Origin of the sequence: Paenibacillus sp. GbtcB18 (assembly GCF_019091125.1) — a bacterium.
GTDB lineage: Bacteria > Bacillota > Bacilli > Paenibacillales > NBRC-103111 > Paenibacillus_F > Paenibacillus_F chitinolyticus.
Genome location: NZ_JAGXJX010000004.1, coordinates 118,352 through 142,682, shown reverse-complemented (window position 1 = coordinate 142,682; position 24,331 = coordinate 118,352). Strand labels below are relative to the sequence as shown.

The window sequence follows — 24,331 nt, the reverse complement described above, 5'->3', positions numbered from 1 at the left end:
CCGGACTAGCACGGAACCGAACTAGTACGAGCTCTACAACGTAAACCGGACTAGAACGGGTACAAAATGACGCTCTGAATATGAACCACTTCGTCCGTGCTGTTCCGGTAAATATGACTTTGGTCGGCGTGAAACCGGATGGCGTCGCCGTTTTCCGCGATGATCACCTGCTCGCCGATCTGCATCTCAAGGGTGCCGCGGGTGACCGATACGTATTCCTCCACTCCCTCGTGATGAGGGTCGGATTCGTATTCGCAGCCGGGCTGCAGCTCCACGGAATAAATCTCGAAGCGGGAGCTTCCGTCGTACGGAAAGAGCGGATAAGCCGTATATTTTCCCTCTTCCGACGACATCGGAAACAGCTCGGATTTCTTCACCAGCGTAACCGACGGCTTCTCATCCTCGATGAGCGCCGAAACCGAGATATGCAGGCCGTGGGCGATTTTCCACAAAATCGTGATGGTGGGATTCGATTCCGCCCGTTCGATCTGGGCCAGCATCGTTTTGCTGACGCCCGTCAGTTCCGCGAGTTTATCCAGGCTGAGCCCGCGCGAACGGCGGATTTTTTTGAGATTGCCCGCCACCCGTTCTACCATGTTATCCATCTGTGTACCTCCGTAGTAAACGTTCTGCGCTTTCCCTCCATCATACCATCATCGGGCTTTTCGGAAAACGCCGTGCGGGACAGTTTGATCGTCCGGGCCCAATTGCCTATAACGGTTGCCTGCCGGAGGCTTGTGTGTGATAAGATGGGAGGGATGAGAAGGAACAGGAAGGAGCGGAGAGTCTTTGACCAGGCTTAAAGATATTGCGGATGTGATCGGTGTCTCCATCTCCACCGTGTCCAGGGCGATCAGTAACGATACGAGCCGGCCGGTGAGCGAAGAAACGAAACGGAAAATAAGGGAAGCCGCCTTGAAGCTCGGTTATCCGCTGGACGATACCCCGGCCGCGGCCGCGAGCCGGACCCAGATCGCCTGCGTCATTCCCGGCAAGCTGCTGGGCAATCATCCGTATTTCTCGGAGGTGCTCCAAGGGTTCCACGGGAAGATGGCCGAGATGGGGCAGCCCGCCGCCATCGTCCGGACTTTCGAGGAAGTGAACGACGCGGAACGTTTCCAGGCTATGCTGACGGAGTCGGGGGCACGGGGAGTGCTCGCTCTGGGCTGGTACGACAAAGAGCTTCACGAGCTGCTGGACAAACAGGGCATTCCCATTCTCGGCGTCAGCTTGAACGACGATTCCCTAAAAATGCCCATCGTGGACTGCGACCGGGTGTCGGCCGCCCGGATGGCGGTGGGGCATCTGCTTGATCAGGGCCATACGAAGATCGGATATGTGGGCGGTCCCGCTTTTTTCAAAAAGCTGGAGAATGACGAACGGTTCATCGGATTCCAGTTCGCGATGCTCCAGGGCAACCTGCCGATCCGCCGGGAGTGGGTCGTCAATACGAACTGGGACGTGGACCTGAGCTACCGGCTCGTGACCGGCATGCTGCAGGAGCTGCCCCGGGCGGACTGGCCGACCGCCATGTTCTGCGCCAGCGATATGCTGGCGATTCCGGCGATGAGGGCGGCGCTCGAACAGCAGTGCCGCATCCCCGAGGACATCGCCTTCGTCGGCATGGACAATATCGGGTTTTCGCAGTATACGAGTCCGCCGCTCACCTCGATTGACGTGCCGCGTCAGGAAATCGGCAAGCTGGCCGCCAAATTCCTCTGCGACTACGTAGAGGAGGACTACCGGATCCCGCCGAGGATTTTGCTGCCGTGCTCCCTGATCGTCCGGGAATCGTCGGTTCACGATATCCGGCCTTAGACGGGGAGCAAAGAGGGCGTGCGCACAAGCAAGAGTCTGACAGAACGATGTCAGGCTTTTTTAGCTGCGCCTTTTTATCCAAAAAGTTTGGATGTATTTTAGCCAAAAAGTTGTTGCATTCCTCAGAGTGATTTGGTAAATTAGGGTCAACAAGTTTCTTGTAAGCGTTTTCTAAACGAAATAACGTTCTGCCTGTCTCACAAAACCGTTGAATCACCCTAATTTCCGCCGAAAATGATTCCAAAAATTATCCAAATATAATAACAGTTTTGGATAAGCTCTTTTCAGTCCTAAAGTTATTTTGCGGGGCTGAAAACGAATCGAACGCATTTCATTCCCGGAAGGAGAATTAACGTGGCTGAAACTATTCTCGAACGCGGCGGCCCGGAAACGGGGGCGCATCCTCGTCCGGTTCCGCGCAAACTGACGCTGGGCAGGCGGATTCTCCGCAATTGGCAGCTTTATCTGCTGATTTCACCCGTGGTGCTTTATTACATCGTGTTTCACTATGTGCCGATGTACGGCCTGCAAATCGCTTTCAAGGATTTTGTGGCGAACAAGGGAATCTGGGGCAGCGCCTGGGTCGGATTTGACCATTTCCAGCGTTTTTTCAACAGTTACTTTTTTCAGCGTCTGATTACGAATACGATCGGTCTCGGTCTTTACACACTGGCGCTCGGATTCCCGATCCCGATTATTCTTGCCCTCCTCATGAACGAAGTCCAATCCCAGAAGTTTAAGAAATTTGTTCAAACCGTCACCTACGCGCCCCATTTTCTTTCCACGGTCGTCGTTGTAGGCATGATGATGATGTTCCTGAATCCCAGATACGGCCTCGTCAACACCTTTCTCGGGATGTTCGGCGTCAAGCCCGTCAACTTTCTGGCCGATCCTTCCTGGTTCAAAACGCTCTATGTGCTCTCCGATGTGTGGCAGACGATGGGGTGGAGCTCCATTATTTATTTGGCGGCTCTCGCCGGCGTAGACAATCAGCTTCACGAGGCGGCGCGCGTGGACGGGGCGACCCGGCTCCAGCGCATCTGGCACATTAACCTTCCCGGCATCCGCCCGACGATAGTCATCCTGCTTATCCTGAATCTGGGGAGCGTCATGTCCATCGGATTCGAAAAAGTACTCCTTATGCAGAACACCCTCAACATGCAAAGTTCCGACATTATCGATACCTACGTATACCGCAGCGGGATTCTCGACGCGGATTACAGTTTTTCCGCTGCCGTCGGCCTATTCAGTACGGTAATCAACTTCATTCTGCTGATCAGCGTGAACTGGATATCCAAACGCTTCAGCGGATCGAGCCTATGGTAGGGAGGGGGAGAAGAGATGGAAAATACCCGTGAAGACCGCTTGTTCAACACCGTCATTTACCTGGTTCTCGGGCTGGTGCTGCTGATCGTCCTGTACCCGCTGGTATTCGTGCTCAGCGCTTCGTTCAGCGAACCCCAATACATTATGAACGGGGAAGTGCTGCTCTGGCCCAAGGGGCTGACGCTGGACTCGTACACCAAAATTTTCGAGGACGGCCAAATTATGAGGGGCTTCGGCAATACGCTCCTGTATACGACTACCGGGACCCTTCTCAACGTAATCATGACGATTCTGGCGGCATATCCCCTTTCCCGCAAAGATTTCGTGGGCCGCAACCTGTTCATGGGCCTGTTCGTGTTCACGATGTTTTTCAGCGGCGGGCTCATTCCGACCTACATCCTCATCAAAAATCTTGGCCTGCTGAACTCTTTCTGGGTCATGATTTTGCCCGGCGCCGTGTCCATCTGGAACATCATCATCATGCGGACCTTTTTTCAGCAGACGATTCCCGGAGAGCTTGAAGAAGCGGCGACCATCGACGGCTGCACCAATATGCAGATTCTGACGCGGATCGTCCTGCCGCTGTCCATGCCGATCATCGCCGTCACCATTCTCTTCTACGCGGTCGGGCACTGGAACTCGTTCTTCAACGCCCTGCTGTACTTGTCCGACAAAAGCAAGTTTCCGCTTCAGCTCGTCCTGCGCGAAATTCTGATTCAAGGGCAGACGGACAGCCTGGTCAAAATGTCGACGGAATCGGCGATCAAGCAGCAGCGGGCGGTGGAAGGCATCAAATACGCCGTTCTCGTCCTGGCCAATCTCCCGATGTTCCTGCTCTATCCGTTCCTTCAGCGGTACTTCGTCAAAGGAATTATGATCGGCGCCATCAAGGGCTGATCGTTCATCCTATACACGATTCACGAGTCACGATCTTTACGATTAAACAAGGGAGGTTAACGAGATGAAGAGAAAGAGAGCGACGATGAAACTCGTGTTGGCTTGCGCACTGACGACGGCGGTGCTGTCCGGCTGCAGCAGCGGCGGCGGGAAGGGCGCCGGGGAAGGCGCGGAAGCGAAAGGCGTGAATGCGACGGGATTCCCGATCGTCCAGGAGCCGGTCACGGTCAACGCTTTTGCCGCCAAGTTTTTCGCCAATGCCGACTGGAACAAATTGAAGCTGTGGCAGGAATACGAGAAGAAAACCAACATCCACATCAACTGGGAAACCGTCCAGAAGGACGCCCTGAAAGAAAAACGAAATCTGCTCATGGCGAGCAGCGGATATCCCGATCTGTTTTACGCCTCCGCTTTCTCGAAATCCGACTTGTTTAAATACGGCAAGCAGGGAGTCTTCCTGCCCCTGAACGAGTATATCGATCAATATGCGCCGAACCTCAAGGCTCTGATGGAGAAATACCCGGTCATTAAAAAGGGCATCACCATGCCGGACGGCAAAATTTACAGCCTGCCGACCTTGTACGACCCGGAATTCCGGTCCGTTTTCTTCAATACCCCTTGGGTTAAGACGGAATGGCTGACTAAGCTGGGTCTGAAGGAACCGGAGAACCTCGACGAATTTGCGGCGATGCTGAAGGCCTTTAAGAAGGGAGATCCGAACGGGAACGGCAAGCCGGACGAAATCGCCTGGGGCGGAGTCGGGACTACGGGACTTGTCGGTTACTTGCGAGGGGCCTATGGACTAGGCAACCACGGCAATGCCAACCAGTATGTCGATACGGAGCCGGGCTCGGACAAAATCCGGTTTATCCCCGCCGATCCGCGTTACAAGGAAATGCTGGAATATATCCACAAGCTGTATAAAGACGGCCTCCTGGAGCAGGACATCGCTTCCGTGAAAAGCGAGGAAATCGACGCGAAGGGAACCGCCGGGCTGCTGGGCATCGTGGATAACGTAGACCCTGCGGCGATCTATAACCAGAAAGGATACGCCGGCCTGCCTGTACTGAAAGGACCGCACGGCGATCAGCTCTATACGTATATCGGCTCCCCGCTCGGCAACATCGGGATGTTTATTCTGACCGATAAAGCGAAGAATCCGGCCGCTATGGTCCGGTGGATGGACTATTTTTACGGCGAGGAAGGCATCAAGATGTTCTTCATGGGCTGGAAAGACGACACCTACAAGGAAGAGAGCGACGGAACGGTCGATTATGTGGACGCCATCAAAAACAACAAGGACGGTCTCAGCCTCGACCAGGCGGTCAGCCAATACCTGATCTGGCCGGGCGGGTATTACCCGGGATTCGTCAAGCAGGCGTACTTCAAAGGAGCGGAAGGGCTTCCTACCTCTGTAGCCAATTCGAAGAAAGCCGATCCGCATGTGCTGAAGCCCGATCAGATCTGGCCGGCTTTCAACTTTACTTCCGAAGAGCAGCAGGAATTGACGACGCTGGCCAATGACATCGAAACGTATGTCACGGAAATGAGAGACAAATTTATCGTCGGAGATGCGCCTTTGTCCCAGTGGGACGACTATGTGGCGACCCTGAACAAAATGGGACTGGACCGCTACAAGCAAATTTATCAGGCTGCGCTGGACCGCTACTCCAAGAGCAGTTAAGGGAGAGAGAGAACATGAGCGAATTGACCGCAATACTAATCGGCGCGGGCGCCCGGGGAGCGGGCGGCTACGCCCCTTATGCCCTGGATTACCCGCATGAGCTGCAGTTCGTGGCCGTTGCGGAGACGGATGCCGGGCGCAGGGAGAAAATGGCGGAGAAGCACGGCATTCCGGCAGAGCGCCGCTACGATACGTGGGAAGAGCTGCTGAACCTGCCCAAAATGGCGGATATTGCCGTCATCTGCACCCAAGACCGGATGCACTACGAGCCGACGATGCGGGCTCTTGCCGCCAAGTATCACGTGCTGCTGGAGAAGCCGATGTCCCCTGACCCGCGCGAGTGCCTGGACATGGAGCAGGCCGCCCGGGACAATGACCGGCTCCTCACGATCTGCCACGTGCTGCGCTACACGCCGTTCTGGACGGCGGTCAAGACGGCCATCACGGAGGGGAGAATCGGCGAGGTGGTATCCATCCAGCTCAACGAGAACGTGGGCTACTGGCATATCGCCCACAGCTTCGTGAGGGGAAACTGGAACAACTCGCACAAAGCCAGTCCGATGATCCTGGCCAAATCTTGTCACGACATGGACGTCCTGTCGTGGCTGATGGATAAACCGTGCAGCCGGGTAAGCTCGTTCGGCTCGCTCATGCACTTCAACGGGGCGCACGCGCCCGAAGGCTCCGCGGACCGCTGCCTGGACTGCGCGGTGGAGCCGACGTGTCCTTATTCCGCCACGCGCTTCTATCTCAGCCGGGAATTCAGAGGCTGGGCCGGGCACTTCACGAGCGATCTGTCCAAGGAGAGCATCGTAAAAGGGCTGCGTGAGACGGACTACGGACGCTGCGTGTACCGCAGCGACAACAACGTCGTCGATCACCAGGTGGTGAACATGGAGTTCGAAGGAGGCGCCACGGCCATGTTCAGCATGTGCGGCTTTACGTTCGAACAGGAGCGCCGCATTCAGATCATGGGCACGCGGGGTGAACTGCGGGCGGAGGGCGACTCGATCATCGTCTACGATTTCCTGACGCATCAGAAAACGGAGATTACGATTCCCGCCCAGACGGCCGGACACGGAGGCGGGGACAGCGGCATCGTCCGCAGCTTCCTCCAGGAAGTGCGGAGTTACAGCGGCCAGGAAAGTCTCACTTCGGCGGCCGCTTCCGTCCGCAGCCATCTGATGGCTTTCGCCGCCGAAGAATCCCGTCTGAACGGCGGAGCGCCGATCGAATTGACGGAATACGCCCGGACGCTCGCGCAAAATGCGGGCGGGCTGAGCGGTTAAGCCGCGGCTCGCTGGTTTTACGGCCGCTTGGCATTGCGTTTCGGTGCGAAGGACGTGTATGCTGGTAAAAGAACATAAGCGCCATAGCTGCTCCGGCGGCTGTGGCGCTTTTTTGCTGTCGGCTAGGCAAATCCGAATCGTGAAAGCAGGTGCGAAGGCGTGAAACCGATTCTCATTTTTGATTTTGACGGAACGATTGCGGATTCCAAAGGGGTCGCGGTGCAGCTTTTTAATGAGCTGGCGGTCAAATTCGGGGGCAGGCGAATCGAAGAGGCCGAAATCGGCAGGCTTTCGGGTCTGTCCGTACCGGATCGTCTGAAGGCGCTGCATGTGCCGCTTTTTAAACTGCCCGTCCTTCTGTTGGAAGCCAAACGAAACTACAAACAAGCGGCGGTAAGCCTGCAGCCGGCAGACGGCATGAAGGAGCTGCTTCTGGCGCTAAAAGAAGAGGGCCGGACGATGGGCATCCTGTCTTCCAATACGGCCGAAAATATCCGGCATTTCCTTGACCTGCACGGGCTGGATGTGTTCGATTTCGTTCATTCGGCAACGAATCTGTTCGGCAAGGACAAGGCGATCCGCAGCATGCTCCGTGCCCGTTCGCTTCCGGCAGACCGGATTGTTTACGTGGGGGACGAGCTGAGAGACGTCGAAGCATGCCGGAGGGCCGGGGTAAAGGCGGCCGCCGTCACTTGGGGCTTCGATTCCGAAGAGCTGCTGGCCGGCGCGGGGCCCGATTATGTGTGCCGTACGGCGGAACAGCTCGCGGCTGTTTTGCGGTAAGGCGGAGCATACCGGGAGAAGCGGGGAAGCATATCCGGGCAAAGCCCCGGCCCCGGGGCTGAGGCGGCGATATCCGCACGGTCGGATGCTTCCGCCGCATCGGCGGAGACGGCTGGGGCCGGGGCACACGAAGCCGTTGCAGCGGAAGCGCCGACGCAAACGGTGACCGCAAGGAAGCGGATGAAGACCGGGTTTGAAGCGAAACTCGATACGCACGCCCGAATAAAAACGCCCGATCTGCCGGTATTGGCAGATCGGGCGTTTTCTTTTACCGTTCGCGATGGGGTTAATCCGCTGTGACGGCCTAGTTATGCGTAACCACGGCCCCGGAACCGCCGTACATGTCCAGCTCGTCCTCCAGTTCGATTTTCAGCACGGTTACATAGTCGTGGGTATCTTCCTGTGTCAGATGAATCCAGGTGGTTCCGGGTATCTGGAACCAAGGCACGCCCCCGTGGATGTCGTACGTAAGCTCTTTGCCCGAATGCAGAACGGTAATTTTGCGGATCTTGCTGGAAAGCCCTTTGAGGCAGACCGATTCTTTCGGATCGTCGTACACGAACAGATACAGCGTTTTTTTATCTTTGGACAACGTGCTGCCCCCCAGATAATAACGGGTCAGAATGCCCTCCCGCGTTCCGTAAACGGCTTCTTCATGCGTCCGGATCCAGCTTCCGAGTCCCAGCAAGATCTGTTCCTGCCGGGGATCGACGGTGCCGTCTTCCTTGGGCCCGATATCGAGCAGCATATTTCCGCCCATGGAGATGCAGTCGCAGAACATCCGGATGATCTGATGCAGAGATTTGTAATGATTGTCGTCCGGAACGTAGCCCCAGGAGCTGTTGATCGTCGTGCAAAACTCCCAGGGGCCCTCGGGTCTCGTAATCGGCAGCCCCTGTTCGGGGGTTTTATAGTCCCCGTGCCCCTGCAGACGGGAATTGATCATGATCTCTGGATTGAAGGAGAGCAGATAGTTTTTAAAAGCGGGAAGGTTCCACTGCTCGGCGCTGCGCTCCCAGTCCCCGTCGAACCAGAGCAGATCCACTTTCCCGTAATTCGTCAGGAGCTCCCCCAGTTGTTCATTGTTAAACGTCAGAAAGCGCTGCCATTTCTCTTCGTCCTGAACGCCGTCTGCAGGGCTTGAGAAGGGATTGGCCCGGCTGGGCTCCTCGGGAACTTTGCCGCCCTCGTAGACGCTGGGGTAATCGGGATGGGACCAGTCGATCAGGGAGAAGTACAGGCCCAGCCGGATTCCCCTTCGGGTTACCGCATCGGCGTACTCCCGGATGATGTCCCTGCCGGCCGGCGTGCTTTTGACCACGTTGAGATCGCTGGCCCGCGTATCCCACAAAGCGACGCCGTCGTGATGCTTCGTTGTGAGGACGGCATATTTGGCGCCGGACTTCTCGATCAGATCCGCCCACTTGTCCGCATCAAAGTTCCGGGCGGTAAAGCCGCCGAGCTGCTTCATATAATCCTCGTACGAAATGCGCCCGTTGTAGAAAGACCATGACTCGGCGATTCCGTTAACCGCATAAATCCCGTAATGAATGAAAATTCCCAGTTTCGCGTCCTCGAACCATTGCTGTACCATCTGTTATCCTCTCCTTTTCACGTAACGATTCTTAAGCAGTATCTCACATTCCGCAGGCGATGGATTGATGTGGTTTTTGACGTGCGTTTGCGGAGAACAAGAATAACCAACCGCCTGTTTGGGGAGGGTTGGTTATCTTTGCGTGAGGAGAGTCCGAAGCGGACGAATCCCGCCAAGAATATGTTTTTTTTGTTATCCAAATCCCGGAAAACGCGAATTTACTCCCTAACGGAGCAGTCCGCCACGAATGGTGTAGGGATTGAAAATGACATATTTACGGACTTCCGCCCGTGGGGATACACTTTTGAAAACGCTATCAAAATCAAGCGGAAAGGAGTGATACGATGCAGGCAAAAGCAAGTATCCGCACGACAGGGCGCCCGGTAGCGGGCACAGAGAAGAAGCCGGTCTGGAAACGGATGGTTTTAAACTGGGAACTGTATGTGTTTATCGCCCCGGCGTTTCTTTACTTTCTTATTTTTCATTACGGGCCCATGTACGGCATCCTGATCGCCTTCAAAAATTTTATTCCTACCAAAGGAATATGGGGGAGCCCCTGGGTCGGCTTCGATCATTTCGTCCATTTTTTCGAGTCGTATTATTTCTGGGATCTCTTGTGGAACACACTGAGCATCAGCTTGTACGATCTTGCCGTCGGGTTTCCGATTCCGATTCTTCTGGCGCTCGCTTTCAATGAAGTGCGGGACGGATTTTTCAAACGGATGGTGCAGACCGTGACGTACGCCCCTCATTTTATATCCGTTGTCGTCATGGCCGGCATGATCATTACGTTCCTGTCGCCGTCCACGGGAATTCTGGTGCATTTGATCGAGAAGCTGGGCTTCGAGGCCCCGCAGGTTTTGACGGACCCGAACTGGTTCAAAACGATGTATGTGTTCTCGGGGGTGTGGCAGAGCGCCGGCTGGGGAACGATTATTTACTTGGCGGCTTTGTCCGGGGTTGACCCGCAGCTGCACGAGGCGGCTATCATCGACGGCGCTTCGAGATTTCAGCGCATCCGGCACATTAATATCCCGACGATCGTACCGACGATGACCATTTTGCTCATTCTGAATATGGGAAGCCTCTTTGGAGTCGGGTTCGAGAAAATCCTGCTGCTGCAAAATCCGCTTAACATGGAGGCGTCGGATGTCATTTCCACCTTCGTCTACCGTTCGGGCCTGGTCAACGCCCAGTACAGCTTCTCGGCGGCGGTCGGATTGTTCAACTCCGTTGTAAGCGCCGTGCTGCTGGTGACCGTGAACCAGATTGTCCGCCGTACCAGCGAGAACAGCTTATGGTAAAAGAAAGGAGGGAACCGGATGAGCTCGACGGTTAAAGATACGGCGCGGGATAAACTGTTCCTGATCAGCACGTATGTCTATGTCGCGATTGCTCTGATTCTGGTGGCTTATCCCCTGATTTATATTTTGAGCGCTTCGATCAGTAATCCGAAGTATGTCGGCTCGGGCGAGATGTGGCTGTTCCCGAAAGGGCTTACGTTCGAAGGGTACCAGATCGTTTTTGCCAACACGAAAATCTGGATGGGGTACGCCAATACGATTTTGTATACGGTAATCGGGACGGCCGTTAACTTGCTCGTGACGATTCCTGCTGCGTATGCGCTCAGCCGCAAAGATTTCGTGGGCCGCAACTTTTTTATGGGCATGTTTATGGTGACGATGTTTTTCGGTGGCGGCCTTGTGCCCACGTACCTGCTCGTCAAGGGCCTCGGGCTCATGAACAGCATGTGGGCGATCATTTTGCCTTCTGCGGCGTCCATCTGGAACATCATCGTATCGAGGACGTTTTTTCAAACTTCTATTCCGAAGGAACTGCAGGAAGCGGCCCAGATCGACGGCTGCACGAATATGCGGATGTTTCTGAAAATCATCCTGCCGCTTTCGATGCCCATCGTGGCTGTCATGGCGCTATTTTACGGAGTCGGCAACTGGAACAGCTACTTCTCGGCGCTTATTTACCTGCATGAAGAATCCAAGTATCCGCTTCAGTTGATTTTGCGCCAGATTCTCGTGCTTCAGGAGATGTCGGCCCAGACGGGCGGTTCGCTGGATGCCTCGACGGCATCCGCGCTCAACAATAAAGCCGAGATTGCGGCGCTTGTCAAATATGCCGTCATCATCGTGTCCACGCTGCCGATTATTGCGATCTATCCGTTTCTGCAGCGCTATTTCGTGCAAGGCGTCATGATCGGTTCCGTCAAGGGCTGATCTTGCCATACACCATACACCATACAAGGGGAGGATTTTATTTATGAAAAAAGTGTTGAAGTCAGGCTCGCTTATGCTCGGTCTTACGCTTGTGATAGCAGGTCTGTCCGCCTGCGGCTCCGCCGATAAAGCCGGGGAAGCGGGAACCGGCAAAAACGCCTCCGATGTGAAAAAGGACGGGTTCCCGATTGTCGATAAACCGATGACGATGACGCTGATGGCTCCCGATGTCGGGGTGCAGGACTGGAACAAAATGCAGGTGATGCAGGAGATGGAGAAACTGACCGGCATCAAGATGCAGTACCAGAACGCGCCGATCGACAGTTTCGAATCGAAGAAAAACCTCGTGTTCGCCAGCGACAGTCTGCCGGACGTGTTCTTCGGGGCTGACATCAAGCCGGCGGAGCAGGTAACGTACGGCAGCCAGGGCGTGCTCCTTCCCCTGGAAAACCTGATCGATAACTATGCGCCGAACTTGAAGAAAATTCTTGACGAGCATCCGGAGATCCGCAAAAACATGACGACGCCGTCGGGTCATATTTACGCGCTCCGCACGATTGACCTATCGGCGGTCTGGTACCGTGGTCCGATGTGGTACAACGGCAAATTCCTGAAGGCTCTGGGCATGACGAAGCTGCCGGAGACGACGGAAGAGCTCTACGCATACCTCAAACGCGTGCAGGACGAGGACCCGAACGGCAACGGCAAGAAAGACGAGGTTCCGCTGACTTCCGTTAAACTCGACGACCTGCGGATGTTTTTCCTCGGATTCTGGGGCATCTACGACGAGGTTATTTATGCCGACAAAGCGGGCAAGGTTCATTATACCCCTCAGGAGGAAGGCTACAAAGGGTATTTGACGTTCCTGAACCGCTTGTGGAAAGACAACCTGCTCGATCACGAGACGTTCTCCCAAACCGACGAACAGAAGAAAGCGAAAGGCAAAAACAACCGCGTCGCGCTGTTCAGCGATTACTACCCTTACTTCACGCTGGGCACGGAGCCGGACGAGAGCAACCCGATGATGAAGCCGGTCAAGAGCGAAGTGCCGGATTCACCCGTTTACGGCAAACACCCGGGCATTTCCTCTAACGGAACGTTCGCCATCACGAAGAGCAACCCGAGTCCTGAAGCGGCCATGCGCTGGGTCGATTATATGTACGGATACGAAGGCGGCACGCTGTTCGCCCAAGGTCCGGAGGATGTGCTTTGGAAATACACGGACAAGGAGAAGCACGTGAAGGAGTGGAAGCCCGTTCCGGGCGGCGGCGACCGCGAAGAATACCGGGGCACGCTGACGCCGAATTACGGCATTCTCGTGCCGGGAGCGGCCAGCAGCGAGCTGTCCAAAGGGTTGAAAACCGATTTCGATAAATGGATCGACAAGGAAAACGAGGAGAAGCTGACGCCGATCGCCAAAATCCCGTTCCCGAGCGTCTTCCTGACGGAAGAAGAGCAGGCGGAAGTCACCCGGCTTAAGTCCGATCTGGATACGTACGTCAAGCAGATGGAAGCGAAGTTCGTAACCGGCCAGGAACCGCTGGCGAACTGGGATGCCTATACGGGTCAACTGAAGAAAATGGGCAGCGACAAGATTGCGGGCATCTATCAGGCGGCGTACGACCGCTGGAACGAGGGCAGCGGGAAGAAGTAGGGCCTGCCTGATGCCCCCGGAAGCCGCTTCATGCGGAGCGGCAGCCCTTCACCGGGCGTTTCACGGGGCTTCGCTTCCTTCGGCAGACGGGCAATCGCCGCCTCACGCCGGCTGTCCTTGCGCGCCACAATAAGCAGGCCCGCCCCCGGTTAATCGGGGAGCGGGCCTGCGGGCCAGGCGGCGGGGAGAGGCCGTATTCATCGGGCATCTTCAGGCTGCCACATCGGCTAAGGGGTGCGGATATACCGCCTGCCGGAGCGCGGGCCCGACATTCGGCCTCACGTGCAGCGGAACCCCATTCGAGGATCTTCTGCCTCGTGTTCCGGCCCTGTACAGCGGTTGGCCGACGGACCCGCCATGTGGGTGAACGCCTTCATGTGACGCCGTTCACCGCGCCGCCGTCCAGCCGTGCGTTCGGGTTAAGCATGCTCGCCCGACGTGTTCAGCGTCCGGTACTGACCCGGCGTATAGCCCGTTTCCTTTTTGAATTTGCGGATGAAGTTGGGAGTATCCAGATACCCGACGCGGACGATGATCTCTTTGAGCGGATCGTTCGTCGTTTTTAGCTGATGCATGACTTCGTTCATCCTTTTTTGCCAGATGTACTGGATAAAATTGATGCCGGTCTTCTCCTTGAACGTCCGGCTGAGATAAGAAGGCGAGATCCCGTATTCGGCGGATACGACTTCCAGACTGAGCGTATGCTCCATGAAATGCTTGTCAATGTATCCGACGATCCCGTCCATGAGGGAATGCTCTTCTTTCGTCCGGTCCCGTTCGACCTGCGAGCAGATCCGTCCGGCTAGGTTCAGGCAGATGGCTTCAAACTCCTCGGATGAATTGAAGTTGAGCTTGGACAGCATCTCCTGCGTCAAACCATGAATACCGAGCTCGGACGCGGTTTTCAGCAGGGTCGTCAGGATGTCGTAATGGATCAGCCGCAGATGGGGGGCGCTCAGTCCGGCTGCCGGCAAGTTTTTCAGCGCTTCCTGAAGGGTTTGCTCCGATACGTCATAGCTGCCCTGTTTCAGACTTTGGGACAGCTTCAGAAGCACGTTGCCGGGAATCCAGAAGGTGCTGCGCTCCGGCGCATTGGACAGCATTTCGAAAAAGGTAACGCTTCCATGAACGGTCAAAATGTTCGATTCAAACGCGGAACACGCTTCGATGTACGACTGGTTCAAATGCGCGTGGCTCGTATAAGCCGTGCCGACCCCGATGACCGGCGAGACGTCGAACAGCTCCAGCAGGTGGGTCCGGATGCCTTCCGCGATCTGCTGCATCTGACCGAAAGGCGGCGTCTGGCCGGAGGGATCGAACCCGACGACAAGGGCAAGCTGATTCGGCTGGGGAAGCTCCACGCTGTAAGCTCTGGCGGCAAGTCCGGGAAAATCGACCTCGGCAAAAAGCTGAATCATCGTCTGCCAGTCATCCTTGCTGTCGTGCAGATGAGAGCGCTTGTCAAAACCGATTACCACCGCGAAGTGAAGGTCATGGTCGAATTTGAGATCGAAAGCTTCGAGAAGATCGGCCGACAGGCTCTTGGTCTGCCCGTATTTAAGCAGCATGAGCAGAGCGTGATTGCGGGCATAAGGTTCCTGAAGATCCGCACGGGTGCTGTGCTCCTGCAAGGAAATCCGGATTCGCTCGAGTTCATTGCCGGAAGTCCGGCTGCTTCTTGATTTGGAGCTGGCGAAGTGGACCAGGTTCGAGATAGGCAGGTACTGCATCCGGGCAAGCAGCAGCGCCAGGGCGGCGCCGACGATCACGACGATGGACACCAGCAGAATAATAAAGCTGCGCACATGCAGCACGCTGCTGAAAAACTGGGCGCTCGGCATCAGTGTGACGTAAGTCCAGCCGTTTTTATCGGATTTCACGGATACGACGGAGTGGGACTGCCCGTTTAACGTCTGATTGTGAATGCCGGGAGGCAGCTTGAACAAAGCGCCTAGGTCGCCGGACGTCAGCGATTCCTCGTCTCCGTTGTTGGTCAGAACCTGCCCGTTGTTGTCAAAAATGTACGTCAGCCCGCGGTAGCTGCCTAGAATGGAGTCGATCAGGCTGGTGAGTTCAGACTCCGGAATAAAGTACATCACGGTCCCGTGAGGGGCCGGACTGTTGGGCGTAATCGGCACCAGGTAAGCGAGAATCGACTGCTGCAGGGATGTGGGCTGGCTGACGAGGTCCGCCGGGCGCATTTTTGGAAATTTAAGCGTATTCAAATCCTGCTGCAGCCCGTCCTGGGTCCAGTTGTGGAAGCTGTATTTGCCCGAAAACACATCCAGTCCGGACATGCCGAAGGATGAATAAATTTTATCGTCGTCGTGATAGTACAGGAACAGATCTCCGATAATGGAGCTGGTCGCTTTGTAGTTGTCCAACGCGCTGATCGCTTCCCGGCTGTAATAGGGGTCGTGGACCTTGTAAAGCGTCAGCCGTTCGTCGTAAGAAATCCGGGACGCGATTTCGATCAATTCTTTGACCCGGCCGTCGATAATGGTCTTCGTCTGATTGAGCTGGTTGAGGTGAGACTGCTCGATTTCGGACTGTAGGTTGCTCACGGCGCTGCGGTAAATAAAGATCGTCGCGAACGCCAGCGGAATAAGCAGGATGAACAAATACGACCAAATATATCGCATAAAAAGTTTCGATTTAAAGTAATCGGATTTCATTTATTGCTCCCTCCTGTTTCGGAATGATCTAACCTCTACATGATGTTTTGAAAGGAATATCCATAATCATACCAAAAAAACAGCGGATTCATAGGGCAGTTCGTAGGATTTATGAAAGGGATTACAAAAAAATCGGCTTGCTTGGAGGTTACGTGATGAGTGAGATGAACGCGGAGACACAAGAAGGGGCGGCTCAGGCCGTCGTGGAAGGCGTGCACAATTACAGCCGGGAGGAAGACTGGGTTAAACCGGACGATCCCGCGCTGCTGGAGCGGTTGGAGTGGTTTCAAGACCAGAAGCTGGGGCTCATGATGCACTGGGGACCGTACTCCCAACTTGGTGTCGTGGAGTCGTGGGCGCTAAGCGACGCGGATGCGGACTGGTCCCGGGACGGAATCGATTGGGACGTGAGCGCGGAAGACCTTAAACGCGAATACTTCGGGCTGAACCGCACGTTTAACCCGCTCCGCTTTCAGCCCGAGCTATGGGCCGGACTCGCCGCAGACAGCGGCTTCAAGTACTTGAACTTTACGACGAAGCACCATGACGGCTTCTGCATGTGGGATACCCGCACGACGGATTACCGCGTGACGCATCCCGACTGCCCGTTCCATGCCCACCGGCATGCGGATATTTGCGGCAGGCTGTTCGACGCTTTCCGGGCGAAGGGACTGGCGATATCCGCCTACTTCTCGAAGGCGGACTGGCGCTCGCCCTATTACTGGGCTCCGGGCATGGAGCGGAGCGGCCGAACGTCTCGGGGAACCTCCTACGACACGCGGGAACACCCTTGGCTGTGGGAGCAGTTCGTGAAGTTCACGCACGAGCAGATCGAAGAGCTTATGACCCGCTACGGGCGCATCGACGTGCTGTGGCTGGACGCGGGCTGGGTGAACGCGGCCAACAACCAGGACATCCGGCTCGGCGAAGCCGTGGAAAAGGCACGCGAGCTGCAGCCTTGGCTGCTCTGTGCGGACCGGACCGTCGGGGGACCGTACGAAAACCTGATCACCCCCGAGCAAACTCTCCCGGAGCGCCCCCTGCTCGTCCCGTGGGAGAGCTGCATCACGATGGGGACGTCGTTCTCGTTCCGGTACGAGGACACGTACAAAACCGTCCGCCAGCTCGTCCATCTCCTCGTCGAGATCGTGGCGAAGGGCGGCAACCTCGCCCTCAACGTCGGGCCTCAGCCGGACGGAAGGCTGCCGGAGACGGCTGTGGAGCGGATGAAAGGACTCGGGGCGTGGCTGAAGGTAAACGGCGAAGCCATTTACGGAACGCGCATCTGCGAGCCTTATTCCGAAGGAAGCTGGCGTTTCACGCGGAAGGGGGAGACTGTCTACGCCTTCTGTCTGGTCGAGCGGGAACAGCCGCCGATGGAAGCGGAGATGTGCATCCCCCTCAGGGATTCCTTTGCCCGGGTCGAGCTGCTGGGCAGTGACATGCCGCTGAATTACCGGCTGACCGAAAAAGGGGTTACCGTCCGCCTGCCGGAGTCTGTCCGGGAGAAGGAAGCGCCCGAGGCCATCGTGTTCCGGCTGTCCGGGAAGTAGGGCGATCCTGCCCGGTCCAATCCGGAACAGTTTTATCCATTTAGAGAAAGGGGTGATCGGCATGGCGTTAAGCGGAGTGCCGGAACCGCGCATTGTTTTTGCGCCCAAGCATTACTTGTGCAGGCGGGCGTCCGGGCCGCTGGAGCTGGACGGACGGATCGACAAACCGTTCTGGGAAGCAGCCGAATGGACGGAGGATTTTACGGATATTGAAGGAGACGCCAAGCCGCAGCCGTCCAAACGGACCCGGGTCAAAATGCTCTGGGACGACGGGTATTTCTATTTTGCTGCGGAGCTGACGGAGGACCAGATTTGGGCGACGCTTACGGAGCGGGATTCCGTCATTTTTTACGACAACGATTTTGAGATTTTTATCGATCCCGACGGCGATACCCACGAATATTACGAATTTGAGATGAACGCCTTGAACACGGTCTGGGATCTGCTGCTCGTCAAACCTTACCGGGACGGAGGGCCGCCCGTCAACGGCTGGGATATCGGCGGGCTGAAAACGGCCGTCCACATAGACGGGGAGCTGAACAATCCGGACGCGGACAACCGGAAATGGACGCTGGAGGTAGCGATGCCGTGGTCCGCTCTGCGGGAGTGCGCGCCTGAGAACCGCCCGCCGGTCCAAGGGGAATTCTGGCGTGTGAATTTCTCCCGCGTGCAGTGGCGGACGGAGACGGCGGACGGCTCCTACCGGAAAATGATCGATCCTCAAAGCGGCAACCCTTATCCCGAGGATAACTGGGTCTGGTCTCCGATGGGGATCGTCAACATGCATTATCCCGAGCTGTGGGGCTATGTGGTGTTTGCGGACGGGGACGGGCCGGAGAGCTTCGCGCTGCCGGACGATGAACGCGTAAAGTGGGAGCTGCGGAAGCTGTATTACCGGCAGCGCAATCATTATGAACGGTCGGGTGTTTTTATAAGAAATGTCAGCGAACTTCTTGGCAGTGAGCCATGGACCATCGTTCCGCAGGTTGAAACGACGGCAAGAAGCTTTCAAATTTGCGCCGCCTCCGCCGACGGCAAAGCCGTCTATGTGATCCGCGAGGACGGAAAACTGTGGAAGGAGTGAAAGACGGATGAACGCGAACACGAACACGAATGAAAATCCGAATCGGAACAATAAGCCGGTTAAGAACCGGAATGGGGCTGAGAAGCCGGGCGTCGATCTCCTTGAAAAGGATTTTATGAAAGCGAATTTGAACGAGGATTCCGAGGTTGACCGGAACGGGGTTCTCCAGCCGGATTTGGCTGTTTTTTCTATGGATGCCGAAGCGCTGGCGGAAGTGCAGAGGAAATTCGACATCAAGCGGGAGCTTGCCCGGGCCAAAGAAGAGGAGCTTTTCGGCGTGTTCCGGCAGAAGCTGACCGAGGAAGAAACGTGGGCTCTCAAATTCCTTTACGCGTATATGCCTTTAAACGATTTGGCGGATTACGACGGAGCCTTGTTTCTGAATCATGTCCGCACGACACTTGAAATCCGTGCCAAAGTGCCTTGGGGCCGGCGGGTGCCGGATCATCTGTTTCTTCACTTCGTGCTGCCTCTTCGGGTGAACAGCGAAAATCTGGAAGACTGCCGGGGCATTCTTTACGAGGAATTGGCGGAGCGGACCAAGCATTTGCCGATGGAAAAGGCGATCCTGGAGACCAACTATTGGTGTCACGAGAAAGCCACCTACGTCGGAAGCGATCTGCGGACGATCTCGCCGCTGACCATGCTGCGAAGCGCGCAGGGACGCTGCGGGGAAGAGTCGACGCTCGCGGTATCCGCACTGCGGAGCATCGGCATTCCCGCCAGACAGTGCTACACGCCGCGCTGGGCCCACTGCGACGATAATCATGCCTGGGTGGAGGCGTGGGCCGACGGACAGTGGCATTATATCGGCGCCTGCGAGCCCGAACCGGTGCTGGACCGGGGCTGGTTCGGCGCCCCCGCCCGGCGGGCCATGCTGGTTAACACGCGGGTTCACGCCAACTACCCGGGACCGGAACCCGTTACGCTGGCCAAGGAGTGGCTGACGGAAATCAACCTGCTGGAAACGTACGCGCCCGTACGGGCGGTGACCGTTGCCGTAAAGGACGAAGAAGGCCGGCCGGTTGAGGGCGCGCGGGTCCATTTCCAGCTGTATAACATGGCGGAGATGTACCCGATTGCCGTCATTGCGACCGATTCGGAGGGGCTTGCCGCGTTCAGGACGGGATGGGGAGATCTCCTCGTCCGTGCCGTCAAAGACGGCCTATGGGCAGAAGAGAAGCTCTCGGCTGCGGGCAGCTCCACCTTGGTACTGACGATCCGGAACGCCGAGGAGCCGCCGGGAACGCTGGACGTCGACATGGTGCCGCCTCCCGAGCGGGAAGGCGAAGCCCTGTCCGCGGTCACCGAGGAGATGCTGAGGCTCCATCAGGAACGTGAGCGGGAGGGGGCCGCTGTCCGTAAAAGCTTCGAGGATACGTTCCTCGGTGAACAGAACGCGGTAAAGCTGGCCGGAGAACTCGGTCTTCCTCCTCAGCGGGTGTGGAACGTGCTGCGCAAGGCTAGGGGGAACAGCCGGGAAATCCGCGATTTTCTCCTGGAGCGGACCCCTGCTAACGGAGAGTGGCCGCTGCGGCTGTTGGAAAGCATGAGGGACAAAGACATGCTGGACACGTTCCGTCCGACTTTGGACGATCATCTCCTGCACGCCTTGAAATGGGCGAATGTCTGGGAGGAGGACGTGTTCGTCCCGTATATTCTTTGCCCGAGGGTGCACTTCGAAATGATCGGACCGTACCGGCGGCTGTTCGAAGAAGCGTTCACGGCAGAGGAGGCTGCCGCATACCGGAAAGACCCGTCCGGGCTTGTGCGCCGCCTTGCCGCCGAATACGAGGTGCGGGACGATTTGACGAATCTTCCGGGCCGAGCTTCCGCCGCAGGCAGCTTCGCGCTGAAGAAAGGCGACCGCCTTTCCCTCGATATTATGCTGGTCGCCGTCTGCCGCAGCCTCGGCATTCCGGCCCGGCTTCATCCGAATAATCAGAAGCCCCAGTTCAGGCTGGACGGAGAATGGAACAATGCCGGTTGGCAGGAAGAAAGCAAAGCGCAGAGAGGGACGCTGCTGCTCCGCCCGACCGGCGGGCATTCAGACTCCGCGGCGTCTGAAGAGTCTGCCGCAGCGCCCGCACCGGAGGCTTCCTACTTCCAGAACCTCACCGTGGCCCGGCTTGAGGACGGTCTTTACCGGACGATCGTGTTCCCGCACGGTAAGAGCGACTTGTACGCGGAGCCGCTGGAACTGGAAGCCGGCAGCTACCGGCTGACGACCGGGACGCGGCTTAAGGATGGGACGGTACGAGTCCGTTTCCGCCATTTCGCCGTTCTTCCCGGCCGGCAGACGGAGCTGACGCCAACCTTCCGCGCGGCTCCTTCCGATGTTCCCGTGCTCGGTGCCGTAGACGGGCGCACCGTTTTCGGCAGCCTGGAGGACAACGGAGAAACCCGCGTGCTTGAAGATTTGGCGGGCGGACGTGCCGTGCTGGCGGCCTGGATCGAACCGGAACGGGAGCCTTCCAAGCACCTGATCCGTGAGCTTACAGAGCTTTCCAATTTGTATGCTAAAGCGGAAGCAGCCGTTATAATGGTGGTAGGCGGCGACCGGAGAACGGTTTCATTCGATCCCGCCCGTTATGGCGAATTGCCTGAGGGAACTCATTTTGTCCGGGATGAAGATTACGTCTCCCTGGATGAATTTAACGCGAAGCGTCCGCTGCCCGATGCCGGTTTTCCGCATGTTTTCGTTGTAGACCGGAAGGGACAAATCCGTTACACCCAGTCCGGGTACAAAGTGGGGTCCGCCAGAGAAGCTTTGCAAATTTTCGAAAATTTGTGTGAGAACGATTAGGAGGAAAACACCGCAATGAGCAAACCTTATGTAGTAGCGGGCTATGTCGCCGATGCCGGACTCCCGGACGTAACCGGGGAAGATCTCGGCAAGCTGACCCATCTGAATGTGGCTTTCGGCCATGTCCGGGAAGATGAAATCCGGATTGATCATCTTGCCCGTCTGGATGAGCTGACACGTTTTAAAACCGTCAATCCGGATCTCGTTCTGCTCCTGTCTGTCGGCGGATGGGGAGCGGGCGGATTCTCCGAAGCGGCCTCCACCGAGGAAGGCCGTAGACGGATGGCGCAGTCGGCCGTGAATATCCTCCTGGCGCATCCGTTCGACGGGATTGATCTGGACTGGGAATATCCCTGCTACTCCACTGCAGGCATCCAGTCTAGCCCCGAGGACAAACGGAATTTCACGCTGCTTCTGCAAACGATCAGAGAAGCGATAGACGAACAGGGGCGCAAGGACGGACGCCGTTACCTGCTGACGATAGCGGTGGGGGCCGACCAATATTATCTGGACGGTACGGAGATGGACCAAGTGCACCGGTATCTCGATTTTCTTCAGGTGATGACATACGACATGCGGGGCGGCTTCCAGGTTCTCACGGGGCACCATACGAATCTTTACAATTCTACGGGGGATCTGTTCCGTATCAGCACGGATACGTCCATTAACCTGTACCTCGCTGCAGGCGTGCCCCGGGATAAAATCGTGGTCGGCGCCGCTTTTTATTCCCGCCAATGGGAGAAGGTGCCGGATGCGGCAAACGGGCTTCACCAGATCGCCGGAGGTTCGGGCGGATACGGTCCGGATTATACGACGCTTGCAAACGACTACATCAATAAAAACGGCTATGTCCGGTATTGGGACGCGGAAGCGAAAGCGCCTTACCTGTTCAACGGCAGCACGTTTATTACTTACGACGACGAGGAATCCCTTGAGCATAAGTGCCGGTATGTCGAGGAAAAAAACTTGGCCGGCATCATGTTTTGGGAGTACGGCTGCGATAAAACCCGCCGTCTGCTGGACAGCCTGTACCGCGGTTTGAATAAACCGATTGACAGCGCTTCAAAAACCTTTTAAGATCAAAACAACATGAATTCACATAAAGCCACATAAAAGAAGGCGGTACACGTATGGCAAAAACGATTGTCCTTGTATTGGACGGACTGCGCTACGACGTCATGCTCTCATCCATGGGGTATTTGAATCATCTTGTCGAAAAGTCGCAAGCGGCCTTGTACAAGGTGAAATCGGAGCTTCCGAGTCTCTCGAGGCCGCTTTACGAGGTGCTCCTGACAGGGACGCCCAGTTACATAAACGGGATTACGGCCAACCATGTCGTCAGGCTGTCCCGTTTTCCGAGCGTGTTTCATCTGGCCCGGCAGCAGGGCTTGAGAACGGCAGCGGCGGCTTATCACTGGGTGAGCGAGCTGTACAATTCGGCTCCGTTCGATTTCGTGGCCGACCGCATTCAGCACGACGAGAGCAAGCCGATCCAGCATGGCATGTTCTACTATGAGGACTCTTACCCGGATTCCCATCTGATCGGGGATGCCGAGTATTTGCGCAGGACGCACGACCCGGACTTTCTGTACGTTCATCCGATGAACATCGACGATGCGGGCCACAAATTTACGTCCGATTCCGCCAGGTACCGGGGGCAGGCTCTGCATATGGACGGACTGCTTGCCGTTCTCCTGCCCGTTTGGATGGAGCAGGGCTACCAGATCCTCGTTACATCCGACCACGGCATGAATGAAGACGGACATCACGGCGGGACGGGCGACGCGGAGCGGGATGTGGGGCTGGTGGCGATCGGGGACCGGTTCACGCCGGGCGTGTACACGGACAGTTATCTGCCCCAACTGGCGATTGCTCCTTTGATCTGCTCCCTGCTCGATATTCCGGTGTCCGCCCATATGTCGGACATTCCGGTGACCGGCTTCCGCAAGTAGGCGGGAATTTCCCGCGCCTGGGGGCCGCAAACAAAAACCTGCCTGTTCCGGTTATAAACCGGTTCAGGCAGGTTTTTGTTTGGCTGGCTCGGGGCCAGGCCGATTGACAGCTTGAAACACAGCAGTTTTTAAGTCTACCATGGGCTATGTGGCATAAGCTGGGTAGTTTCCATATTTAGCATATCTTTTTTTTGCTACGTGTGAAGATAAGCAATCCAATTAATAATAGAATACCGCCAGTAATCGCGACGGCTATTGGGATAACTGTGGCAAGAGGGTTGCCCGAAGCATAGTTGATATCAGTATAATATTCTATCATAGGGGCACCGCTATTCTTTATTAAATAAGTATCTAAAGGATCGTTAGAGCGATTCTCATTCGTCACATGGTTTGCAGTCATTTTTTTATGATTATCAATATAATATATATTCCAACTGGCTTGATCCTTTGTTGTTTGCACAATTGCAACCAAATCATTTTTATTGCCGGACTCCTCATTTTTGTGGATAGTGAATACATTCACCCAAACCCCGCGGGTATAATTTCCGTCTTTTGCAGGTGAAACTTCTGCTGATCCAGGAAGTTTTCCTCCGTTTAACATGATCTCTAGCCGTATAAGGTCGTCCTTTGGTGTATTTATAACTTCTATAGTATTGTTGTTTATATCCAAAACGTTCTCACTAATATCTTGTTGACTTAACGTAAAAGTTGTATTCAAATAGGATTGAATTTGTTTCTCTTTATACATTAAATATAAAGGTTTGCTAGTAGCTAAAATCACCATAACTCCCACTAGAATTAAAAAAAGGGAAGTGAATTTCTTCATAAAATATAACCGCCTTATGAAAAAATTTGAAATCAAGGAATTGTTAACTCCACGATAACCTATGTAATAGGAGGGGAGTAGTTCTATTTTTAATAGGCCCTTAAAAGGGCCTTAAGGCCCCCTTTATCCTGCATTATTAACTGACAACAAACTAAAAAA

At 55.8% G+C, this 24,331-nt stretch carries 18 protein-coding genes; 14 read left to right on the top strand and 4 right to left on the bottom strand.

Annotation, left to right across the window (positions count from 1 at the left end; genetic code table 11):
• Nucleotides 1–50: 50 nt before the first annotated feature.
• The gene (locus KVT34_RS14395) at nucleotides 51–605 is read right to left on the bottom strand and encodes a helix-turn-helix domain-containing protein (RefSeq protein WP_217559438.1); all 555 of its coding nucleotides are present in this window, start codon (nucleotides 603–605) and stop codon (nucleotides 51–53) included.
• A gap of 184 nt (nucleotides 606–789) precedes the next feature.
• Here KVT34_RS14395 and KVT34_RS14390 point away from each other — a divergent pair, with 184 nt between their 5' ends.
• From KVT34_RS14390 to KVT34_RS32395, 6 genes are all read left to right on the top strand, one after another.
• Nucleotides 790–1,818, top strand: coding sequence for a LacI family DNA-binding transcriptional regulator (locus tag KVT34_RS14390; protein WP_217559437.1), 1,029 nt, complete (start codon nucleotides 790–792; stop codon nucleotides 1,816–1,818).
• A 354-nt stretch (nucleotides 1,819–2,172) separates the two neighbouring features.
• Nucleotides 2,173–3,144 carry an ABC transporter permease gene (locus KVT34_RS14385; RefSeq protein ID WP_217559435.1) on the top strand — a complete coding sequence of 324 codons (972 nt, stop codon included), beginning with the start codon at nucleotides 2,173–2,175 and terminating at the stop codon, nucleotides 3,142–3,144.
• Nucleotides 3,145–3,159: 15 nt separating this feature from the next.
• The gene (locus tag KVT34_RS14380) at nucleotides 3,160–4,041 is read left to right on the top strand and encodes a carbohydrate ABC transporter permease (RefSeq protein ID WP_042229245.1); all 882 of its coding nucleotides are present in this window, start codon (nucleotides 3,160–3,162) and stop codon (nucleotides 4,039–4,041) included.
• Nucleotides 4,042–4,105: 64 nt separating this feature from the next.
• Nucleotides 4,106–5,725, top strand: coding sequence for an extracellular solute-binding protein (locus KVT34_RS14375; protein ID WP_217559434.1), 1,620 nt, complete (start codon nucleotides 4,106–4,108; stop codon nucleotides 5,723–5,725).
• 14 nt (nucleotides 5,726–5,739) lie between these two features.
• Nucleotides 5,740–7,014, top strand: a complete 1,275-nt coding sequence (locus KVT34_RS14370) for a Gfo/Idh/MocA family protein (RefSeq protein WP_217559433.1) — start codon at nucleotides 5,740–5,742, stop codon at nucleotides 7,012–7,014.
• A gap of 159 nt (nucleotides 7,015–7,173) precedes the next feature.
• Nucleotides 7,174–7,797, top strand: a complete 624-nt coding sequence (locus KVT34_RS32395) for an HAD-IA family hydrolase (protein ID WP_217559432.1) — start codon at nucleotides 7,174–7,176, stop codon at nucleotides 7,795–7,797.
• Nucleotides 7,798–8,101: 304 nt separating this feature from the next.
• On the opposite strand, the gene KVT34_RS14360 is transcribed toward KVT34_RS32395, so the two are convergent.
• Complete coding sequence (locus KVT34_RS14360) at nucleotides 8,102–9,391, bottom strand: alpha-L-fucosidase (RefSeq protein ID WP_217559431.1); 1,290 nt, start codon at nucleotides 9,389–9,391, stop codon at nucleotides 8,102–8,104.
• Between the two features lie 344 nt (nucleotides 9,392–9,735).
• Between KVT34_RS14360 and KVT34_RS14355 the strand changes: the two genes are divergently transcribed.
• From KVT34_RS14355 to KVT34_RS14345, 3 genes are read left to right on the top strand one after another with little or no spacing between them, the layout of a single operon-like run.
• Nucleotides 9,736–10,695, top strand: coding sequence for an ABC transporter permease (locus KVT34_RS14355; RefSeq protein WP_217559430.1), 960 nt, complete (start codon nucleotides 9,736–9,738; stop codon nucleotides 10,693–10,695).
• 18 nt (nucleotides 10,696–10,713) lie between these two features.
• Entirely contained in the window at nucleotides 10,714–11,622 is a 909-nt protein-coding gene (locus tag KVT34_RS14350; RefSeq protein ID WP_217559429.1) for a carbohydrate ABC transporter permease, read from the top strand.
• 43 nt (nucleotides 11,623–11,665) lie between these two features.
• On the top strand, nucleotides 11,666–13,276 hold the full coding sequence (locus KVT34_RS14345; RefSeq protein ID WP_217559428.1) for an extracellular solute-binding protein: 1,611 nt from the start codon (nucleotides 11,666–11,668) through the stop codon (nucleotides 13,274–13,276).
• A gap of 419 nt (nucleotides 13,277–13,695) precedes the next feature.
• Here KVT34_RS14345 and KVT34_RS14340 read toward each other — a convergent pair whose 3' ends face one another.
• Nucleotides 13,696–15,951: a helix-turn-helix domain-containing protein gene (locus KVT34_RS14340; protein ID WP_217559426.1), complete on the bottom strand. Its 2,256-nt coding sequence runs from the start codon at nucleotides 15,949–15,951 to the stop codon at nucleotides 13,696–13,698.
• 155 nt (nucleotides 15,952–16,106) lie between these two features.
• On the opposite strand from KVT34_RS14340, the gene KVT34_RS14335 reads away from it, so the two are divergent.
• From KVT34_RS14335 to KVT34_RS14315, 5 genes are all read left to right on the top strand, one after another.
• Complete coding sequence (locus tag KVT34_RS14335; protein WP_254634870.1) at nucleotides 16,107–17,504, top strand: alpha-L-fucosidase; 1,398 nt, start codon at nucleotides 16,107–16,109, stop codon at nucleotides 17,502–17,504.
• Between the two features lie 61 nt (nucleotides 17,505–17,565).
• A complete protein-coding gene (locus tag KVT34_RS14330; RefSeq protein ID WP_217559424.1) occupies nucleotides 17,566–18,588 on the top strand; it encodes a carbohydrate-binding family 9-like protein in 1,023 nt (340 codons plus the stop codon).
• Between the two features lie 7 nt (nucleotides 18,589–18,595).
• On the top strand, nucleotides 18,596–21,394 hold the full coding sequence (locus KVT34_RS14325; RefSeq protein WP_254634869.1) for a transglutaminase domain-containing protein: 2,799 nt from the start codon (nucleotides 18,596–18,598) through the stop codon (nucleotides 21,392–21,394).
• A gap of 15 nt (nucleotides 21,395–21,409) precedes the next feature.
• Nucleotides 21,410–22,471 carry a glycoside hydrolase family 18 protein gene (locus tag KVT34_RS14320; protein WP_217559423.1) on the top strand — a complete coding sequence of 354 codons (1,062 nt, stop codon included), beginning with the start codon at nucleotides 21,410–21,412 and terminating at the stop codon, nucleotides 22,469–22,471.
• A 53-nt stretch (nucleotides 22,472–22,524) separates the two neighbouring features.
• A complete protein-coding gene (locus KVT34_RS14315; RefSeq protein WP_217559422.1) occupies nucleotides 22,525–23,346 on the top strand; it encodes an alkaline phosphatase family protein in 822 nt (273 codons plus the stop codon).
• A 175-nt stretch (nucleotides 23,347–23,521) separates the two neighbouring features.
• On the opposite strand, the gene KVT34_RS14310 is transcribed toward KVT34_RS14315, so the two are convergent.
• Nucleotides 23,522–24,172 carry a hypothetical protein gene (locus KVT34_RS14310; RefSeq protein WP_217559421.1) on the bottom strand — a complete coding sequence of 217 codons (651 nt, stop codon included), beginning with the start codon at nucleotides 24,170–24,172 and terminating at the stop codon, nucleotides 23,522–23,524.
• Nucleotides 24,173–24,331: the final 159 nt, after the last annotated feature.

What these genes read in the sequence shown, in the direction of transcription:
- KVT34_RS14395 (WP_217559438.1), bottom strand. Translation starts at nt 605, where the DNA reads ATGGATAACATGGTAGAACGGGTGGCGGGCAATCTCAAAAAAATCCGC.
- KVT34_RS14380 (WP_042229245.1), top strand. Translation starts at nt 3,160, where the DNA reads ATGGAAAATACCCGTGAAGACCGCTTGTTCAACACCGTCATTTACCTG.
- KVT34_RS14375 (WP_217559434.1), top strand. Translation starts at nt 4,106, where the DNA reads ATGAAGAGAAAGAGAGCGACGATGAAACTCGTGTTGGCTTGCGCACTG.
- KVT34_RS14370 (WP_217559433.1), top strand. Translation starts at nt 5,740, where the DNA reads ATGAGCGAATTGACCGCAATACTAATCGGCGCGGGCGCCCGGGGAGCG.
- KVT34_RS14360 (WP_217559431.1), bottom strand. Translation starts at nt 9,391, where the DNA reads ATGGTACAGCAATGGTTCGAGGACGCGAAACTGGGAATTTTCATTCAT.
- KVT34_RS14355 (WP_217559430.1), top strand. Translation starts at nt 9,736, where the DNA reads ATGCAGGCAAAAGCAAGTATCCGCACGACAGGGCGCCCGGTAGCGGGC.
- KVT34_RS14350 (WP_217559429.1), top strand. Translation starts at nt 10,714, where the DNA reads ATGAGCTCGACGGTTAAAGATACGGCGCGGGATAAACTGTTCCTGATC.
- KVT34_RS14345 (WP_217559428.1), top strand. Translation starts at nt 11,666, where the DNA reads ATGAAAAAAGTGTTGAAGTCAGGCTCGCTTATGCTCGGTCTTACGCTT.
- KVT34_RS14340 (WP_217559426.1), bottom strand. Translation starts at nt 15,951, where the DNA reads ATGAAATCCGATTACTTTAAATCGAAACTTTTTATGCGATATATTTGG.
- KVT34_RS14335 (WP_254634870.1), top strand. Translation starts at nt 16,107, where the DNA reads ATGAGTGAGATGAACGCGGAGACACAAGAAGGGGCGGCTCAGGCCGTC.
- KVT34_RS14330 (WP_217559424.1), top strand. Translation starts at nt 17,566, where the DNA reads ATGGCGTTAAGCGGAGTGCCGGAACCGCGCATTGTTTTTGCGCCCAAG.
- KVT34_RS14325 (WP_254634869.1), top strand. Translation starts at nt 18,596, where the DNA reads ATGAACGCGAACACGAACACGAATGAAAATCCGAATCGGAACAATAAG.
- KVT34_RS14320 (WP_217559423.1), top strand. Translation starts at nt 21,410, where the DNA reads ATGAGCAAACCTTATGTAGTAGCGGGCTATGTCGCCGATGCCGGACTC.
- KVT34_RS14315 (WP_217559422.1), top strand. Translation starts at nt 22,525, where the DNA reads ATGGCAAAAACGATTGTCCTTGTATTGGACGGACTGCGCTACGACGTC.
- KVT34_RS14310 (WP_217559421.1), bottom strand. Translation starts at nt 24,172, where the DNA reads ATGAAGAAATTCACTTCCCTTTTTTTAATTCTAGTGGGAGTTATGGTG.